Origin of the sequence: Methylogaea oryzae (assembly GCF_019669985.1) — a bacterium.
Classification (GTDB): domain Bacteria; phylum Pseudomonadota; class Gammaproteobacteria; order Methylococcales; family Methylococcaceae; genus Methylogaea; species Methylogaea oryzae.
In genome coordinates, this window is sequence record NZ_AP019782.1 from 373178 (window position 1) to 389301 (window position 16124).

Consider the following 16124-nt stretch of genomic DNA (forward strand, 5'->3'; position numbering starts at 1 on the left):
ATTTTTTACTGGGGCGTCGCCAAGCGGTAAGGCACGGGGTTTTGATCCCCGCATACCCAGGTTCGAATCCTGGCGCCCCAGCCATCTTTTTTCGAATAAATTTTGTGGTTTGAGGGAGTCGATGGACGCGTCGTTCATGGTGTTTACCGGTAACGCCAATCGACCCTTGGCGGAAGGTGTGGTCCAGAAGCTGAATATGCGTCTGGGGATGTCCACCATCGGCCGTTTCAGCGACGACGAGCTGTTCGTTGAGATCGAGGAGAATGTGCGCGGTCGCGAGGTTTTCGTGATCCAGCCCACTTGTGCGCCCGCCAATGAGCACCTGATGGAGTTATTGGTGATGACTGACGCGTTGCGCCGCTCTTCGGCTGCTAGCGTCACGGCGGTAATTCCTTACTTCGGTTACGCTCGGCAGGACCGTCGCACCCGTTCTTCGCGGGTGCCGATTACGGCAAAGCTGGTCGCCAACATGATTGATTGCGCCGGGGTTGATCGTGCGTTGACCGTGGATTTGCATGCTGACCAGATTCAAGGGTTTTTTGATATCCCGGTCGATAACGTGTACGCCTCGCCTATTCTCTTGGGCGACATTTGGCGTCAGCAGTACCAGGACTTGATTGTGGTGTCGCCCGACGTCGGTGGCGTGGTTCGCGCTAGGGCGTTGGCGAAGCGCTTGGATGATGCCGATTTGGCGATTATCGACAAGCGCCGTCCGCGTCCCAACGAAGCTAAGGTGATGAACATCATCGGCGATGTCGAGGGGCGGACCTGCTTGTTGGTGGACGATTTGGTGGATACCGCCGGTACTTTGTGCAAAGCCGCGAAGGCGTTGAAGGAGCATGGGGCTCTGAAGGTTGTGGCCTATTGTACCCATCCGGTGTTGTCCGGCGCGGCTTTGGAAAATGTGGGTAACTCCATGCTGGACGAGTTGGTCGTGACCGACACCATACCGTTACGGGCCGAGGCGGCGGCCTGTCCGAAAATCCGCCAGTTGAGCGTGGCGGAGATGTTGGCGGAAACCATTCGGCGTATTGCCTTTGGTGAATCCGTCAGCTCCATGTACGTGGATTGATTGGGCCGCGCGGGCGTAAAAGTTAACAAATTCAAGTGGAGACAGTGTCATGACCAGCAGTTTTGTGTTCGAAGCGGAAAACCGTTCGGGGCGGGGTAAAGGCGATGCGCGTCGCCTGCGTCGGACCAACAGGGTTCCGGCTGTGATTTACGGTGGTCATGCGGATCCGCTGCATGTATCGCTGGATCACAACAAGGTTTTGAAGCATCTCGAGAATGATGCGGTTTATTCGCACATTTTGACCGTGCGAGTGGATGGTAAGGAAGAGACCGCTATTTTGAAGGCGATGCAGCGCCATCCCGCCAAGCCGATGGTGACGCATATCGATTTCCAGCGCGTGAGCGCGAGCGATAGGGTGCACGTGCGTGTTCCGTTGCATTTCATTAACGAAAGCACCTCGGTGGGCGTTAAGAAGGGCGGCGTGGTTACCCATAGCATGGTGGACGTGGAAGTCGTCTGTCTGCCGCACCAGTTGCCGGAGGCGATTGAGGTGGACTTGGCCAAGGTTGGGCTGGGCGAAATCGTTCATTTGTCGGATTTGAAAGTTCCGGGTGGCGTGCAGATCGTGGCTTTGACTCACGGGGCTGAGCATGATCATCCTGTGGTGGTGATTCAGCATACGCCGGGATCGGAGTCCGAATCGGCCTGATTTGGGTCCTCCGTTTTGGGGCTTAGGCTGATCGTCGGATTGGGTAATCCGACTACGCAGTACGCAGAAACCCGGCATAATGCCGGGTTTCGGTTTTTGGATCTGTTAGCGGCTAGGGAAGGGCTGTCGTTCGTGCAAGAGTCCGCTATGCAGGGTATGGTGGCTGTGTGGCGACGGTCCGGCGGCACGGTGTACCTGCTGAAGCCCATGACGTACATGAATCGCAGTGGGCTCTCGGTGAGGGCGCTGGCGTCCTTTTATCGCATTGACCCGAGCGACATGCTGGTGGTCCACGACGAGTTGGAGTTCGTGCCTGGCGTGGCGCGGCTGAAGCGGGGTGGTGGGCACGGCGGTCATAACGGATTGCGAGACATTACGGCTCATCTTTCCGGCGACTTTCTGCGGCTCCGTCTCGGTATCGGGCGGCCCGTTCAGCGCGAAAGAGTCGCGTCGTACGTGTTGGAGCGGGCGCCGCTCGCGGAGCGGCAGGTGTTGGACGAGGCGATTGAGCGCTCGTTGTCGGTGTTGTCGTGGGTGTTGGAAGGCGATGTTCAGCGCGCCATGAATTCGCTGAATGCAATTTAATTGAAGTCGCTGTTGACAGCGGACGACTCTTGGAGCAGAATTACTTGCTCAACCGTTTAGGAGGGGTTCCCGAGCGGCCAAAGGGAACAGACTGTAAATCTGTCGGCTCTGCCTTCGGTGGTTCGAATCCACCCCCCTCCACCAAATTTTAGAAGCGGCCCGGCTGTTTGGATAATGCGGGTGTAGTTCAATGGTAGAACCTCAGCCTTCCAAGCTGATGGCGTGGGTTCGATTCCCATCACCCGCTCCAGGTTTTGTTTTGCGGGACCGCTGTAAGGTTATGGCCCATATAGCTCAGTAGGTAGAGCACTTCCTTGGTAAGGAAGAGGTCACCGGTTCAAATCCGGTTATGGGCTCCAGTTTTGGTTTTTTGTAAGCGTTTGGTGTTTGAACAACAGGGGATGGTCTGATGGCTAAAGAAAAATTCGAGCGCAAGAAGCCGCACGTAAACGTGGGCACGATTGGTCACGTTGACCATGGCAAGACGACGCTGACGGCGGCGCTGACGAAGTGCATGGCGGAATTGCACGGCGGCGAGTTCAAAGCCTACGACCAGATCGACAACGCTCCGGAAGAGCGCGCACGCGGCATCACGATCGCCACGGCGCACGTGGAGTACGAGTCCCCGAACCGCCACTACGCGCACGTGGACTGCCCGGGCCACGCCGACTACGTGAAGAACATGATCACCGGCGCCGCACAGATGGACGGTGCGATCCTGGTTTGCTCCGCCGCCGACGGCCCCATGCCGCAGACCCGCGAGCACATCCTGTTGGCTCGTCAGGTAGGCGTGCCCTACATCGTTGTCTTCCTGAACAAGGCCGACATGGTTGACGACGCCGAGCTGATCGAGCTGGTGGAAATGGAAGTGCGCGACTTGTTGAGCAAGTACGACTTCCCCGGCGACGACACCCCCATCATCGTGGGCTCCGCCCTGAAGGCGCTGGAAGGCGACCAGAGCGACATCGGCGTGCCGGCGGTCAAGAAGCTGGTAGAAGCCATGGACAGCTACATCCCGGAACCGGAGCGTCCCATCGACCGCCCGTTCCTGATGCCGATCGAAGACGTATTCTCCATCTCTGGCCGCGGCACCGTGGTGACCGGCCGTGTCGAACGCGGCATCGTCAAAGTAGGCGAAGAAGTGGAAATCGTCGGTCTGAAAGACACCGTCAAGACCACCTGCACCGGCGTAGAAATGTTCCGCAAGCTGCTGGACCAAGGTCAAGCGGGTGACAACGTCGGCGTACTGCTGCGCGGCACCAAGCGCGAAGACGTGGAACGCGGCCAAGTGCTGGCAAAGCCGGGCTCGATCAAGCCGCACACCCACTTCGAAGCGGAAATCTACGTCCTGTCGAAGGATGAAGGCGGCCGTCACACGCCGTTCTTCAACGGCTACCGCCCGCAGTTTTACTTCCGTACCACCGACGTGACCGGAGCCATCGACCTGCCGGAAGGCGTGGAAATGGTAATGCCGGGCGACAACGTCAAAGTGACGGTTAAGCTCATCGCCCCGATCGCGATGGAAGACGGTTTGCGTTTCGCAGTGCGCGAAGGCGGCCGTACCGTCGGCGCCGGTGTGGTTTCTAAGATCATCGAATAAGCGGTAATACCGCGCAAGTGTTGGGAATGGAAGGTCAGTAGCTCAATTGGTAGAGCAGCGGTCTCCAAAACCGCAGGTTGGGGGTTCGATTCCCTCCTGGCCTGCCAACCATTTTCCAATCATCGTTTTCAACGCTGGATAACACGACGGATTATACCGATGACGGCGCAAGCGCAGTCTGAAACGCAGTCCACAGCATTGGATACCATTAAATCTGTTCTTGCTGTTTTGGCTATCGTTGCCGGTATAGCGGGATTTTATTATTTCTCCGAATACGGTCAGCTCTATCGTGTGCTGGGTGTTCTCGGTGCGGTAGTAGTCTCGTCGCTGTTCGGCTTTTCGACGGCTCACGGGCGCAGTTTTTTGGTGTACGCTCGCGATTCTCGCATCGAGTTGTCGAGAGTGGTATGGCCGACTCGTCGCGAAACCATGCAGGCCACCTTGTTGGTCGTTGCCATGGTGTTCGTGGTAGGTATGCTGTTGTGGTTGCTGGATATGTTCTTGCTGTGGGGGGTGCAATTGCTCACCGGGCAAGGGGGTTGATATGGCGTTGCGTTGGTACGTCATACAGGCTTACTCCAATTTTGAAAACCAAGTAAAAAAATCTCTAGAAGAGCGAATTCAGCGAGCAGGGCTGGAGGAGTACTTTGGAAAGGTTTTGGTTCCCACCGAGGAAGTGGTGGAGATGCGCTCCGGCAGACAGCGTAAGAGCGAGCGCAAATTCTATCCTGGTTACGTGTTGGTTCAGATGGATCTGAACGAAGCGACCTGGCATTTGGTGAAAGACGTTCCTCGGGTTCTTGGTTTTATCGGGGGAACGCCCGACAAACCCGCTCCAATCACTGACAAAGAAGCGGACGCGATTCTCAGTCGTGTCGAAGAGGGAGCGCACAAGCCGCGGCCAAAAATACTTTTTGAGGCGGGCGAAGTGGTTCGGGTCATCGAAGGCCCCTTCAAGGACTTTAATGCGGTCGTTGAAGACGTCAACTACGAAAAAAGCCGCTTAAAAGTTTCCGTCCTGATTTTCGGGCGTGCCACTCCGGTTGAGTTGGAGTTCGGACAGGTCGAAAAAGTCTAACACGAACTTTCTTCGTGTATTTAGGGGAGCCGCAAGGCGCTATCCACCCATTAGGAGTCAACAATGGCAAAAAAAATCCAAGCTTACGTCAAGCTTCAGGTGAAAGCCGGTGAAGCGAATCCGAGTCCGCCGGTAGGTCCGGCGCTGGGTCAGCAAGGCGCCAACATCATGGAATTCTGCAAGCAGTTCAATGCTGCTACGCAGAATATCGAGAAGGGCATGCCCATCCCCGTGGTGATTACGGTATACACCGACAAAAGCTTCACCTTTATCACGAAGACGCCGCCGGCCAGCGTGTTGCTGAAGAAAATAACCGGCATTCCGAAAGGCAGCTCCACCCCTCACAGCAACAAGGTCGGCACCGCGACCCGGGCTCAGTTGGAAGAGGTTGCGAAAATGAAGCAGCCGGATTTGACCGCAGCCGATTTGGAAGCCGCCGTTCGCACTATCGCCGGCAGCGCTCGCAGCATGGGCTTGAACGTGGAGGGGCTGTAAAATGGCGAAGTTGAGCAAGCGTCAGAAAGCTATCGCGGCCAAGGTTGAACTGGGCCGTCAGTATGCCGCCGGGGATGCCTTTGCGCTGTTGAAGGAAGTCTCCAGCGTCAAGTTTGTCGAGTCGGTGGAAGTCGCCGTGAATCTCGGTATCGATCCTCGCAAGTCGGACCAGGCCGTGCGTGGCGCCACCGTGCTGCCCAACGGCACCGGCAAGAGCGTTCGCGTAGCCGTATTCGCCCAGGGTGCGGCGGCCGATGCGGCTAAAGAAGCCGGCGCCGATGTAGTTGGCATGGACGATCTGGCCGCTAGCATGAAAGGCGGCGACCTGAATTATGACGTGGTTATCGCATCTCCCGACGCGATGCGCGTAGTCGGGCAGCTCGGCCAGGTTCTGGGCCCGCGCGGCCTCATGCCCAACCCGAAAGTTGGCACGGTTAGCCCCGATGTCGCCGGCGCCGTGCGCAATGCGAAGGCGGGTCAGGTACGCTATCGCGCCGACAAAAAAGGCATCATCCATTGCATTATCGGCAAGGTAAGCTTCGAGCCTCAGGCTCTGACGCAGAACCTGGAGTCGTTGCTGGCGGATTTGAAGAAATTGAAACCGGCGACTTCTAAAGGTGTTTACCTGAAGAAAATCACCGTTTCGACCACGATGGGGCCTGGCCTCGTAGTGGAATTGTCCAGTCTTTCGGCTTAACGCCACGAAATTTGAGGGTGCCGGTGCGCCGGTTATCGTCAAAGACCGCGGGTGCGCATGAGCGCTTAATGGCGGGAAGCCCGCGCAGACGGTCGTTCGCGCCGGTATGCCGGTAACGAGACCGATTTAGAGGGGCCGGGGTCCGCGTGACTCCGGCGTTCAAAGGAAAATGTCCGGGACAGAAATGTCCTAGACGCAAACACGAGGGTAAAAGGTGGCTCTGAAACTAGATGACAAAAAAGCTGTCGTCGCAGAGGTCTCAGAGGTTGCCGCTAAAGCCTATTCTGCCGTCGCTGCCGAATACAGCGGTTTGACGGTAGAGCAGCTGACCAATCTTCGTAAAAACGCGCGTAAATCGGGCGTCTATCTTCGGGTGATTAAAAACACCTTGGCTCGTAGAGCCGTCGAAGGTACCGAGTTCGAGTGCATGCGTGAAGGTTTGGTCGGACCGCTGATTATTGCATTCTCCATGGAGGATCCGGGCGCCGCAGCACGCGTTGTGTCCGAATTCACCAAGGAAAAGGGCAATGAAAAGTTGGTGGTCAAGCTGGTGGCATTTGGCGGAAGGCTGTACGGCGCAGGCGATTTGGATCGTCTGGCTAGCATGCCGACCCGAGACCAAGCGATCAGCATGCTCATGGGCACGATGAAGGCGCCCATCGAGAAATTCGTGCGCACGTTGGTGGCGCCGCATACCAAGATGGTTCGCACCATCGCGGCGATCAAAGACGCAAAAGCAGCATAAACCGCTGACAGCGCAGTGCTGAACCAATCAGAATCCTAAGGAGCAAACAGATGGCTATTTCGAAAGACGAAATTCTGGACGCGATTTCCAACATGACCGTGTTGGAAGTTGTCGACCTGATTTCCGCAATGGAAGACAAGTTCGGCGTTACCGCAGCCGCTCCGGTTGCTGTTGCCGCTGCAGCGGCTCCGGCCGCCGCCGCCGCCGAAGAACAGACCGAATTCAACGTTGTTATGACCAGCTTCGGCGAGAAGAAGGTTGACGTGATCAAGGTTGTTCGCGGCATCACCGGCCTGGGCTTGAAAGAAGCTAAGGACCTGGTAGAAGGCGTTCCCTCCCCGGTTAAGGAAGGCGTCAGCAAGGCAGAAGCAGAAGACATCAAGAAGCAGCTGGTCGAAGCCGGCGCTGCTGTAGAGATCAAATAAATCTCTGCTTCGTTACAAGCGCCTCCGTGGCGTGGCAGGCTGGTAGCTATAAGCTACCGGCCTTTTAACGTTTGTAGTTGTTGCGCGAACTAGCGTTCGCGTTGCGACGGCAACCTAACGGATGGTCCGGTTGCCTTTTTCCGAATTTGGGGCTGCGCTACCCCGGCCAGAAACTGGCCATTGCGCGACCGAGGACGGGGGATTTGTTGGGTCCTGGGTTGCTGCGGTTTGGCGATTCATAGCTATGTTTAACAGGTAAGGAACCGATTATGGCGTACTCTTTTACCGAGAAGAAACGTATTCGCAAGAGCTTTGGCAAGCGTCCGGAGGTGCTGGATGTCCCATACCTCTTGGCCATGCAGATTGATTCCTATCGGCGCTTCTTGCAAGCCGAGCGGACGCCCAAGCAGCGTGCGGACGATGGTTTGCATGCCGCCTTGAAGAGTGTGTTTCCCATGGAAAGCCACTCGGGTCACGCTGTGCTTGAATACGTGAGCTATCGGTTGGGCGAGCCCACCTTCGACGTGAAGGAATGCCAACAGCGCGGGGCGACTTATGCGGCGCCGCTGCGCGTATTGGTGCGCCTGGTGATCTACGACAAGGACGCGCCGGCGGGCGCCAAGGTGGTTAAGGACATCCGGGAGCAGGAAGTCTACATGGGCGAGTTGCCGCTCATGACCAACACCGGTACCTTTGTCATCAACGGCACCGAGCGGGTCATCGTGTCCCAGCTGCATCGCTCTCCCGGCGTGTTTTTTGACCATGATCGTGGCAAAACGCATTCCTCCGGCAAGCTGTTGTTCAGCGCTCGCGTCATTCCTTACCGCGGTTCCTGGTTGGATTTCGAATTCGACCACAAAGATTGCCTGTACGTTCGTATCGACCGTCGCCGCAAATTGCCGGTGACCGTGCTGTTGCGCGGCCTGGGCTACAACAACGAAGAAATCATCCAGAATTTCTTCGAAACGAACCGCTTCACCATCGAAAACAACGAGTTCTGGTTGGATTTGTTGCCCGAGCGACTGCGGGGCGACATGGCGGCGTTCGACATCCGCTTGGGCGGTGAGTTGATCGTAGAAAAAGGTCGCCGCATCACGTCCAAGCACATCCGCGAGATGGAGAAAGCCGGCGTTCAGCGTATCGCTGTGCCCGAGGACTACTTGTACGGCAAGGTGCTGGCGCACAGCGTGGTTGATACGTCCACCGGTGAGGTGGTGGCGACGGTCAACGACGAAATCACGCCGGAGACCTTGCGCAAGCTGCAGGCCGCCGGCGTAGCCGAGTTCGACACGTTGTACGTTAACGACTTGGATCACGGTCCTTACGTTTCCAACGCCATGCGCTTGGACACGACCACCACGCAGCTGGAGGCGTTGGTCGAGATCTATCGCATGATGCGCCCGGGCGAACCTCCCACCAAGGAGGCCGCGCAGGCATTGTTCGAAGGCTTGTTCTTCTCCGCCGATCGTTACGACCTGTCGTCGGTGGGTCGTATGAAGTTCAATCGCCGCCTGGGCCGCGACGAAGTGACCGGCCCCGGCGTGTTGACCAAAGAGGACATCATCGATGTGCTCAAAGAACTGATCAACATTCGTAACGGCAACGGATCGGTGGACGATATCGACCACTTGGGCAATCGCCGCGTGCGTTCCGTTGGTGAAATGGTCGAAAACCAGTTCCGCGTCGGCCTGGTTCGCGTTGAACGCGCCGTGAAGGAGCGTCTGACGCTGGCCGATTCCGAAGGCTTGATGCCTCAGGAAATCATCAACGCCAAGCCGGTAGCCGCTGCGATCAAAGAGTTCTTCGGTTCCAGCCAGCTGTCCCAGTTCATGGACCAGAACAACCCGCTGTCGGAAGTGACCCACAAGCGCCGCGTGTCGGCCCTGGGTCCCGGCGGTTTGGCCCGCGAACGCGCCGGTTTCGAAGTGCGCGACGTGCACGCCACCCATTACGGCCGCGTGTGTCCTATCGAAACTCCTGAAGGACCGAATATCGGCCTTATCAACTCGTTGGCGGTCTACGCGCGCACCAACGACTACGGCTTCCTGGAGACGCCTTATCGCAAAGTCGTCGACGGCCAGGTGACGGACCAGATCGAGTTCCTCTCCGCCATCGAGGAAGGCCAGTACGTGATCGCCCAGGCGGGTGCTGCCGTGGACGAAAACGGCCGCCTGAAAGACGACTTGGTGTCTTGCCGCCACCGGGACGAATTCACGCTGTCGACGGCGGACCGCATCCAGTATATGGATGTGTCCTCCCGCCAGATCGTGTCCGTGGCCGCTTCGTTGGTTCCGTTCCTCGAGCACGACGACGCGAACCGCGCCTTGATGGGCTCCAACATGCAGCGCCAAGCGGTGCCGACCCTGCGTGCGGACAAGCCGCTGGTGGGTACGGGCATGGAGCGCACCGTGGCGAAGGACTCCGGCGTTACCGTGGTCGCCGAGCGCGGCGGCTATATCGAGGCGGTCGATGCCGGTCGCATCGTGGTTCGCGTCAACGACGAGGAAACCGAGGCCGGCGTTCCGGGTGTCGATATTTACAACCTGACCAAGTACACCCGTTCCAACCAGAACACCTGCATCAATCAGCGTCCGCTGGTGAAAAAGGGCGACGTGGTCGCTCGCGGGGACGTATTGGCCGATGGGCCTTCGACGGACATGGGCGAGCTGGCGCTGGGCCAGAACATGATGGTGGCCTTCATGCCCTGGAACGGCTACAACTTCGAAGACTCCATCCTGATCTCCGAGCGGGTGGTGCAGGACGACCGTTTTACCACTATCCATATCGAAGAAAAGACCTGCGTGGCTCGCGACACCAAGCTGGGCTCGGAGGAAATCACCGCCGACATTCCCAACGTGGGCGAGGCGGCCCTGGCGAAGCTGGACGAGTCCGGCATCGTCTACGTCGGCGCGGAAGTGAAGGTGGGCGATATCCTGGTCGGCAAGGTCACGCCGAAGGGCGAAACCCAGCTGACGCCGGAAGAGAAACTGCTGCGCGCCATCTTCGGCGAGAAGGCCTCCGACGTGAAGGACACGTCGTTGCGCGTACCGTCCGGCATGGACGGCACCGTTATCGACGTGCAGGTGTTCACCCGCGATGGCGTCAAGAAAGACGAGCGCGCCAAGGCCATTGAAGACGCGGAAATCGCTCGCGTACGCAAGGACTTGAACGACCAGTTGCGCATCCTGGAAAAGGATATTTTCCAGCGCGTGGAAAATATGCTGGTCGGCCAAGTGGCCGAGAAAGGTCCGAAAGGCATCAAGGCCGGCGGCACCATCGACAAGGCCAGCTTGGAAACGGTCAAGCAGGAAGAATGGTTCAACATCCGTTTGAAAGACGAGGATTTGAATCAGCAGCTGGACGCCATTTCCGCTCAGGTCAAGCAGCAGCGCGAAGACATCAACCGCTTCTTCGAAGACAAGAAGAAGAAAATCGCCATGGGCGACGACCTGCCTCCGGGCGTGTTGAAGATGGTTAAGGTCTATTTGGCGGTCAAGCGGCGCATCCAGCCCGGCGACAAGATGGCCGGTCGTCACGGTAACAAGGGTGTGGTGTCTCAGATCGTGCCGGTAGAGGACATGCCGTATCTGGAAGACGGCACCCCGGTGGATATCGTGTTGAATCCGCTCGGCGTACCGTCGCGCATGAATGTCGGCCAGATTCTGGAAACCCACCTTGGGTGGGCGGCGCGCGGTCTGGGTCACAAGATCACCCAGATGCTCGAGGCCCAGGCCAAGATCCAAGAGATCCGTCAATTCCTGGAACAGGTTTACAACAGCGGCAGCGGTCGACACGAGGATATCGCTTCCCTGAGCGACAAAGAGGTGCTGGAACTGGCCGCCAACCTGAAGGGCGGTGTCCCCATGGGCACTCCGGTGTTCGACGGCGCCGCGGAAGAGGACATCAAGGCGCTATTGCGTCTGGCGGGTTTGCCGGAAAGCGGCCAGACCTACCTGCACGACGGCCGAACCGGCGAGCGCTTCGAGCGCCCGGTCACGGTGGGCTATATGTACATGCTCAAGCTCAACCACTTGGTGGATGACAAGATGCACGCCCGTTCGACGGGGCCGTACAGCTTGGTGACTCAGCAGCCCTTGGGCGGCAAGGCGCAGTTCGGCGGACAACGCTTCGGTGAAATGGAAGTGTGGGCGCTGGAGGCCTATGGCGCCGCGTACACCTTGCAGGAAATGCTCACCGTGAAATCGGACGACGTCAACGGCCGCACCAAGATGTACAAAAACATCGTGGACGGTAACCACACCATGGAAGCGGGCATGCCCGAATCGTTCAACGTGCTTATCAAGGAAATCCGTTCCCTCGGCATCAATATCGAGCTGGATCAGGAATAAGTAATAGAGCGTCGGCAGCCCGGGCATCACCGGGCTGCCCCCAGAAATAGCACGTGACTGCATATCCGATTAGGAGACAAGGCCTTGAAAGATTTGATTAACTTTCTGAAAAGACAGGGTCAGGTTGAAGAGTTCGATGCGATTCGTATCGGCTTGGCTTCGCCCGACACCATTCGCTCCTGGTCCTTCGGCGAAGTGAAAAAGCCGGAAACCATCAATTATCGTACCTTCAAGCCGGAGCGCGACGGCTTGTTCTGCGCCAAGATATTCGGCCCGGTTAGCGACTACGAATGCTTGTGCGGAAAATATAAGCGCCTCAAGCATCGCGGCGTTATCTGCGAAAAGTGCGGCGTCGAGGTGACCTTGTCCAAGGTGCGCCGCGAACGCATGGGCCACATCGATCTGGCCAGCCCCGTCGCGCATATCTGGTTCCTTAAGTCGCTGCCGTCCCGTATCGCGCTTTTGTTGGACCTTACCTTGCGCGAAATTGAGCGGGTGCTGTACTTCGAATCGTTCCTCGTGATCGATCCGGGCAGTACGCCGTTGCAGCGTGGCCAGTTGCTCAGCGAAGACGAGTACAACGAGGCTGTCGAACAGTACGGCGATGAAATGACCGCGACCATGGGAGCCGAGGCGATTTACGCCATGCTGAAGACCATGGATCTGCCGCAGGAAATCGCCAGATTGCGCGAAGACGTCGCGGGAACCAGCTCGGAAACCAAAATCCGCAAGCTCACCAAGCGGCAGAAGGCCATCGAATCGTTGTTGTCCTCCAATAATCGTCCGGAATGGATGATTCCCACGGTATTGCCGATTCTGCCGCCGGACTTGCGGCCGTTGGTTCCGTTGGACGGCGGCCGTTTCGCTACCTCGGATCTCAACGATTTGTATCGCCGCGTCATCAACCGCAACAACCGTTTGAAGCGGTTGCTGGATTTGAATGCGCCGGACATCATCGTGCGCAACGAAAAGCGCATGCTGCAGGAGTCGGTCGACGCGCTGTTGGACAACGGCCGCCGCGGTCGCGCCATTACCGGGTCGAACAAGCGCCCGCTTAAGTCTTTGGCCGACATGATCAAAGGCAAGCAGGGACGTTTCCGCCAGAACCTGTTGGGCAAGCGCGTCGATTATTCCGGCCGTTCCGTGATCGTGGTCGGTCCGACCCTTAAGCTGCACCAATGCGGCCTGCCGAAAAAAATGGCCTTGGAACTGTTCAAGCCGTTTATTTTCAGCAAGCTGCAATTGCGCGGCTTGGCCACCACAATCAAAGCCGCCAAGAAGATGGTCGAGCGGGAAAGCGCGGAGGTGTGGGATATCTTGGACGAAGTCATTCGCCAGCATCCCATCCTGCTGAACCGTGCGCCGACGCTGCACCGTTTGGGCATTCAGGCGTTCGAGCCGATGCTGATCGAAGGCAAGGCGATTCAGTTGCACCCGTTGGTGTGTACCGCGTTCAACGCCGACTTCGACGGCGACCAGATGGCCGTCCACGTACCGTTGTCCATCGAGGCGCAAATGGAGGCGCGCACCTTGATGATGGCGACCAACAACATCCTGTCGCCCGCCAACGGCGAGCCGATCATCAACCCGACCCAGGACGTGGTGTTGGGGCTCTATTACATGAGCCGCGAATCCATCAACGCCACCGGCGAAGGCATGATCTTCAGCAACGTCGACGAGGTGCAGATCGCTTACCTGAATAAGGTGGTGGATTTGCAGGCGAAGGTCCAGGTGCGCATCACAGAGACGGTCGTCGACGCCGACGGCAACAGCACTACGGAAACCCGCCGCGAACAGACCACCGTGGGCCGCGCCATCATTTGGACGATCGTGCCGCCGGGGTTGCCGTTCGAAATGGTCAACCAGGATATGACCAAGAAGGCAATTTCTAAGCTGATCAATACCGCTTATCGCCTGCTGGGCATCAAAGTCTCGGTGGTGCTGGCCGACCAGTTGATGTACATGGGGTTCCGCTACGCGACCATCGCCGGCGTGTCTATCGGTTTCGAGGACATGGTAATCCCCGCCAAAAAGGTGGACATCATCCAAGCGGCCGATCGCGAGGTGAAGGAAATTCAGAGCCAGTATTCGTCGGGTCTAGTGACCGACGGCGAGCGTTACAACAAAGTGGTGGATATTTGGTCGCATGCCAATGACCAAGTGGCCAAGGCCATGATGGACACGCTCGGCACGGATTTCGTGCTCGACGCCGAAGGCAAGCAAGCGGCGCAGAAGTCGTTCAATTCCATCTACATGATGGCCGACTCCGGGGCTCGAGGCTCCGCTGCGCAGATTCGACAGCTGGCCGGTATGCGCGGCCTGATGGCCAAGCCTGACGGCTCCATCATCGAAACGCCGATCACTGCGAATTTCCGCGAAGGATTGGACGTACTGCAGTACTTCATTTCCACTCACGGTGCTCGTAAGGGCCTCGCGGATACGGCGTTGAAGACCGCCAACTCCGGCTACCTGACGCGCCGCCTAGTGGACGTGGCCCAGGATCTGGTGATTACCGAACTGGATTGCGGCACCGAGGAAGGTTTGGTGATGAATCCGCTGATCGAAGGCGGCGACGTGGTCGAACCGCTGGCTGAGCGGGTGCTCGGTCGCGTAGCGGCGGAGGATATTCTCGATCCGGCCTCCAAGGAATTGGTGGCTCCCGCCGGTACGTTGCTCGATGAGCATTGGGTCGGCGTGTTGGAACAACACAGCGTCGACAGCGTCACGGTGCGTTCGGTAATTAGCTGCAAAACCCGCTACGGCGTGTGCGCGGCGTGTTACGGCCGCGATTTGGGACGTGGGCATTTGGTCAACATCGGCGAAGCGATCGGCGTTATCGCCGCTCAGTCCATCGGTGAGCCGGGTACCCAGTTGACCATGCGTACCTTCCACATTGGGGGCGCGGCGTCCCGTTCCGCTGCCATCAGCAACGTGGAGGTCAAGTCGACCGGCACCATCCGTTTGACTAACCTGAAAACGGTGCGCAACAAAGAAGGCAACTTGGTTGCCGTCTCGCGTTCGGGCGAGGTTAGCGTGATCGACGAGCATGGCCGTGAGCGCGAGCGCTACAAGATTCCTTACGGCGCGGTCTTGACCGTGGACGAAGGGAGCCGCGTCAAGGCCGGCGAGATCGTGGTGAATTGGGATCCCCATACTCACCCGGTTATCACCGAAGTTAACGGTCGCGCGCAGTTGACGGATTTCATCGACGGCGTAACCGTTCGTCAGCACACCGACGAAGTGACCGGCTTGAGCTCGCTGGTGGTCATCGATCCCAAGCAGCGCGGCGCAGCCGGCAAAGACTTGCGGCCGATGGTGAAGCTGGTGGACGAATCGGGCAACGAAATCAATATTCCGGGCACCGAAATTCCGGCGCAGTATTTCCTGCCGTCCGGTGCCGTGATCAACGCTCGCGACGGCGGCATGGTGGAAGTGGGCGACGTATTGGCGCGTATTCCGCAAGAATCGTCGAAAACCCGTGACATCACTGGCGGTCTGCCGCGCGTGGCCGACTTGTTCGAGGCGCGTAAAACCAAGGATCCGGCGATCCTGGCGGAAGCGACGGGTACGGTTAGCTTCGGCAAGGAAACCAAAGGCAAGCGCCGCGTCATCATCACCGATGTCCAGGGGCAACAGCACGAAGCGCTGATTCCCAAGTGGCGTCACGTCACCGTGTTCGAAGGCGAGCACGTGACTCAGGGCGAAACGATCGCCGAAGGCGAGTTGACGCCCCACGATATCGTGCGTCTGCGCGGCGTAACGGAGTTGGCGGCTTACCTGGTCAAGGAAATCCAGGACGTTTATCGTCTTCAGGGTGTGCGTATCAACGATAAGCACATCGAAGTAATCATCCGGCAAATGCTGCGCAAGGTGGAGATCACGTCTACCGGCGACAGTAGCTACCTCATCGGCGAACAAGCCGAGAAGTCGCGGGTGCTGGAGGAGAACGAGCGCCTCGTCGCCGAAGGCAAGATTCCGGCTTGTTACGAGCCGGTGCTGCTGGGTATCACGAAGGCATCGTTGTCCACCGAGTCGTTTATCTCGGCTGCTTCGTTCCAGGAGACGACCCGTGTGTTGACCGAATCGGCGATCCGCGGTGCGGTGGACCGTTTGCACGGCTTGAAGGAAAACGTGATCGTGGGTCGTTTGATCCCGGCGGGTTCCGGTTCGGCGTATCACCAGGAGCGCAAGCGCAAGCGCAAGCTCTTGGAAGAAGTCGAGGCCGAAGCGGTATCGAGTGGCGTCGACATGGTCGAAGCCGAGGAAGCCCTCAAGCAAGCCTTGAGCGGCGAGGACTGAGTTGAAGACGCCGGTTGACAGCATGCCGGCGTCAACATACAATAAGCGGCTATCGCAAATCCCGTGCCTCGGCGCGGGATTGGTATTAATGCTGGAGCAGGCGAGCATTGCGGCACCGTCAAGGCGGTGC

The 16124-nt window shown here is 58.2% G+C and carries 12 protein-coding genes and 5 tRNA genes; all 17 read left to right on the plus strand.

The annotated features are described in order from the left end of the window. Nucleotides 1–9 precede the first annotated feature (9 nt). The 17 genes from K5607_RS01870 (at nt 10) to rpoC (ending at nt 15994) form a co-directional block, all read left to right on the plus strand. A tRNA-Gln gene (locus K5607_RS01870) sits at nt 10–84 on the plus strand. Between the two features lie 37 nt (nt 85–121). Continuing rightward, a complete protein-coding gene (locus K5607_RS01875; protein WP_054773534.1) occupies nt 122–1072 on the plus strand; it encodes a ribose-phosphate diphosphokinase in 951 nt (316 codons plus the stop codon). Nucleotides 1073–1121: 49 nt separating this feature from the next. Beyond that, nucleotides 1122–1721, plus strand: coding sequence for a 50S ribosomal protein L25/general stress protein Ctc (locus K5607_RS01880; protein WP_054773532.1), 600 nt, complete (start codon nt 1122–1124; stop codon nt 1719–1721). A gap of 15 nt (nt 1722–1736) precedes the next feature. After that, a complete protein-coding gene (gene pth / locus K5607_RS01885) occupies nt 1737–2306 on the plus strand; it encodes an aminoacyl-tRNA hydrolase (RefSeq protein ID WP_054773533.1) in 570 nt (189 codons plus the stop codon). 59 nt (nt 2307–2365) lie between these two features. Beyond that, nucleotides 2366–2450, plus strand: a tRNA-Tyr gene (locus tag K5607_RS01890). Between the two features lie 32 nt (nt 2451–2482). Next, nucleotides 2483–2556: transfer RNA gene (locus K5607_RS01895), tRNA-Gly, on the plus strand. Nucleotides 2557–2589: 33 nt separating this feature from the next. Beyond that, nucleotides 2590–2665 (plus strand) — tRNA-Thr (locus K5607_RS01900). Between the two features lie 50 nt (nt 2666–2715). Then, nucleotides 2716–3906 carry an elongation factor Tu gene (gene tuf, locus K5607_RS01905; protein WP_221048041.1) on the plus strand — a complete coding sequence of 397 codons (1191 nt, stop codon included), beginning with the start codon at nt 2716–2718 and terminating at the stop codon, nt 3904–3906. A 31-nt stretch (nt 3907–3937) separates the two neighbouring features. Further along, nucleotides 3938–4013 (plus strand) — tRNA-Trp (locus K5607_RS01910). A 52-nt stretch (nt 4014–4065) separates the two neighbouring features. Further along, nucleotides 4066–4449 carry a preprotein translocase subunit SecE gene (gene secE, locus K5607_RS01915; protein WP_054772957.1) on the plus strand — a complete coding sequence of 128 codons (384 nt, stop codon included), beginning with the start codon at nt 4066–4068 and terminating at the stop codon, nt 4447–4449. Between the two features lies 1 nt (nt 4450). Continuing rightward, the gene (gene nusG / locus K5607_RS01920; RefSeq protein WP_054772956.1) at nt 4451–4984 is read left to right on the plus strand and encodes a transcription termination/antitermination protein NusG; all 534 of its coding nucleotides are present in this window, start codon (nt 4451–4453) and stop codon (nt 4982–4984) included. Between the two features lie 63 nt (nt 4985–5047). Then, nucleotides 5048–5479 carry a 50S ribosomal protein L11 gene (rplK, locus tag K5607_RS01925; protein ID WP_054772955.1) on the plus strand — a complete coding sequence of 144 codons (432 nt, stop codon included), beginning with the start codon at nt 5048–5050 and terminating at the stop codon, nt 5477–5479. 1 nt (nt 5480) lies between these two features. Next, complete coding sequence (gene rplA / locus K5607_RS01930; RefSeq protein WP_221048042.1) at nt 5481–6176, plus strand: 50S ribosomal protein L1; 696 nt, start codon at nt 5481–5483, stop codon at nt 6174–6176. A 214-nt stretch (nt 6177–6390) separates the two neighbouring features. Next, nucleotides 6391–6921, plus strand: a complete 531-nt coding sequence (rplJ, locus tag K5607_RS01935; RefSeq protein WP_054772953.1) for a 50S ribosomal protein L10 — start codon at nt 6391–6393, stop codon at nt 6919–6921. 50 nt (nt 6922–6971) lie between these two features. Further along, the gene (gene rplL, locus K5607_RS01940) at nt 6972–7346 is read left to right on the plus strand and encodes a 50S ribosomal protein L7/L12 (protein WP_054772952.1); all 375 of its coding nucleotides are present in this window, start codon (nt 6972–6974) and stop codon (nt 7344–7346) included. 269 nt (nt 7347–7615) lie between these two features. Next, entirely contained in the window at nt 7616–11695 is a 4080-nt protein-coding gene (gene rpoB, locus K5607_RS01945; protein WP_221048043.1) for a DNA-directed RNA polymerase subunit beta, read from the plus strand. Between the two features lie 84 nt (nt 11696–11779). Next, nucleotides 11780–15994 (plus strand): DNA-directed RNA polymerase subunit beta', encoded by a 4215-nt coding sequence (gene rpoC / locus K5607_RS01950; RefSeq protein WP_343222947.1) that lies wholly within the window; start codon nt 11780–11782, stop codon nt 15992–15994. The last annotated feature ends 130 nt before the right edge of the window (nt 15995–16124 follow it).